This window comes from Psychrosphaera sp. (genome assembly GCF_982872775.1).
Genome location: NZ_CEYNSH010000043.1, coordinates 1 through 2698 on the forward strand (window position 1 = coordinate 1; position 2698 = coordinate 2698).

2 protein-coding genes and 3 tRNA genes are annotated in these 2698 nt (G+C 40.8%); 3 read left to right on the top strand and 2 right to left on the bottom strand.

Features of this window, described 5'->3' with window-relative positions; translation table 11 throughout:
- Positions 1–70: 70 nt before the first annotated feature.
- Together AC4E96_RS11570 and gltX are read right to left on the bottom strand one after the other, a co-directional pair.
- Positions 71–146, bottom strand: a tRNA-Ala gene (locus tag AC4E96_RS11570).
- Positions 147–401: 255 nt separating this feature from the next.
- Entirely contained in the window at positions 402–1820 is a 1419-nt protein-coding gene (gltX, locus tag AC4E96_RS11575) for a glutamate--tRNA ligase (RefSeq protein ID WP_488034281.1), read from the bottom strand.
- A 69-nt stretch (positions 1821–1889) separates the two neighbouring features.
- Between gltX and AC4E96_RS11580 the strand changes: the two genes are divergently transcribed.
- From AC4E96_RS11580 to AC4E96_RS11590, 3 genes are all read left to right on the top strand, one after another.
- A complete protein-coding gene (locus AC4E96_RS11580; protein ID WP_490255925.1) occupies positions 1890–2354 on the top strand; it encodes an EVE domain-containing protein in 465 nt (154 codons plus the stop codon).
- Positions 2355–2502: 148 nt separating this feature from the next.
- Positions 2503–2578: transfer RNA gene (locus tag AC4E96_RS11585), tRNA-Val, on the top strand.
- A 41-nt stretch (positions 2579–2619) separates the two neighbouring features.
- Positions 2620–2695: transfer RNA gene (locus AC4E96_RS11590), tRNA-Val, on the top strand.
- The last annotated feature ends 3 nt before the right edge of the window (positions 2696–2698 follow it).

Genomic DNA, 2698 nt, shown 5'->3' on the forward strand with positions numbered 1-2698 from the left:
CCGCCGTGAAAGGGCGGTGTCCTAGGCCTCTAGACGATGGGAGCACTAAGACTTATAAAGTGAGACAAGATGGTGGAGCTAAGCGGGATCGAACCGCTGACCTCTACACTGCCAGTGTAGCGCTCTCCCAGCTGAGCTATAGCCCCTCAAGGTGTCTCAACAGAGTGGCTGTTTGCCTCAACTGCGGGGCGCATTCTATGCACTCACTTTATTTTCGTCAACCATTATTTAAAGAAAAATTGCTAACTTTAGGTTGTTTGGTTATTTTTTTTGCATAATGGTTAAAAAAACAAAGAGAAGTATTCAAACATTAATCAACTCTCTCAATTTAAAACAATAAATAAAAAAGCCAGTCTACTAGACTGGCCTTCCCTTTTTGCTTAAATCGCTTAATAAATTAATTATTGTTGCGCTTCGCGAGCTTCAATAAAGCTAATAGCATCATCGATGCGTGACAAAACTTTATCTTTTGGAAGAAGTTCTAAAGTCACATCTAATGACGGTGAATTACCGCCACCTGTTACTGCAACGCGTAGAGGCATACCAACTTTGCCCATACCTACTTCTAGTTCTTCTGCTGTCGCATTAATAGCAGCTTGGATATCACTGCCCTGCCATTCTGATAAGTCAGCTAATTTTTGACGAACTACTTGAAGTGGCGCTTTGGCAACCGGACGCAGATGCTTTTTCGCTGCTTTTTCGTCCAACGAATCAAAATCAACATAAAAATAAGTGCTGATCTCAGCCATTTCTTTTAAGGTTTTAACCCTTTCTGCCTGAATTTCTACGATAGACTCTAATTTCGGACCTTTTGATACATCGATACCAGCTTGTTCAAAATGCCATGCTAAATGTTTAGCCACTTCTTCTGCTGGCAACAACTTCATATATTGTTGGTTCATCCAGTTTAACTTTTCAGTATTAAACGCAGAAGCTGAGTTATTAATGTCATTAATATCGAATAATTCGAAAAGCTCTTCTTGAGTAAAGATCTCTTGATCGCCATGAGACCAACCCAAACGAACTAAATAGTTGATGACTGCTTGTGGTAAATAACCATCATCGCGGTATTGCATTACGCTAACGGCACCGTGACGCTTTGATAGCTTTTTGCCATCATCACCCAAAATCATTGAACAGTGAGCGTACTGAGGTACTTGTGCACCTAATGCTTTAAAGATGTTAATTTGGCGAGGCGTGTTTAATAGGTGATCTTCGCCGCGGATAACATGGCTCATGCCCATTTCCCAGTCGTCAATCACAACACAGAAGTTATAAGTAGGCGTGCCATCTGTACGTTGAATGATTAGGTCATCCATTTCTTCATTGGCAATGCTCATGTCACCGCGAATTGAATCTTTAAATTCTACCGCGCCATCCAATGGATTTTTGAAACGAATAACATAAGGTGCATCTGTTGGTTGGTCCGCTTCTGCTAAATCACGACATTTACCATCGTACTTAGTTCGCTCACCATTTTTTTCTTGTTCTTCACGTAAGCTCTCTAAACGTTCCTTAGAACAGAAACACTTATATGCTTTACCTTCGTCTAATAACTGTTGAACATACTTCTTATATGTATCAAAACGTTTGGTTTGGTAAAACACCTCGCCATCGCCTTCCATACCTAACCAAGACATACCATCCAAAATAGCTTGAACGGCTTCAGGCGTTGAACGTTCTAAATCGGTATCTTCTATACGAAGAATGAACTTACCATTATGACGCTTTGCGTATAACCATGAATAAAGTGCAGTACGTGCACCACCTACGTGTAAATAGCCCGTTGGACTTGGGGCAAAACGAGTAACAACGCTCATTTATCTTTCCATCTTGTTTTATCAATAATAATTGCACGCTATTCTATAGAAAAACGTGAGGGACTTAAAATGCAATATTGGTTATTTAAATCAGAACCCGATGAATATAGCATCGATGACTTAAAAGCGGAGCCAAAACAAATAGTACGATGGGACGGAATACGCAATTACCAGGCTCGCAATCTAATCCGTGATCAAATAAAAGAAGGTGATGGTGTTCTCTTTTATCACTCTAGTTGTAAAAAGGTAGGTATAGCAGGCTGCGCAGAAGTCGTTGGTGAACCCTACCCTGACCCTTTGCAATTTGATCCAGAAAGTAAATATTACGATCCAAAATCAGATGTAGAGTCTCCAAAATGGTTTTCTATCGACATAAAGTACCGCTGTCATGCCAAAAAACTGCTGCCACTTTCAAAAATAAAAACAAATCCCTTATTAGAAAATATGGTTTTGGTTAAGCAAGGACGTCTTTCTATTCAACCTGTGACAAAAGAAGAGTGGAAAATTATCACTGAAAACCTCATAAACGGTTGATAATTTAAACACAAAACCGATTTTTTGAACGGTTTGTTTAAGTTTTGTCCGAAAGGTTATATTTTTTTAAAATTAGTGTTGACTCTAAATCAAGGCACCCTATAATACGCCCCACTTGAGCAGCAACGGGGTTCAAGTTAACAAAGCTGGGCGGTTAGCTCAGTTGGGAGAGCATCGCCCTTACAAGGCGAGGGTCACTGGTTCGAGCCCAGTACCGCCCACCACTTACTTTAAGTGTTCCAGCTTTGTTAGATAGTTTTTGATTGGGCGGTTAGCTCAGTTGGGAGAGCATCGCCCTTACAAGGCGAGGGTCACTGGTTCGAGCCCAGTACCGCCCACCACTT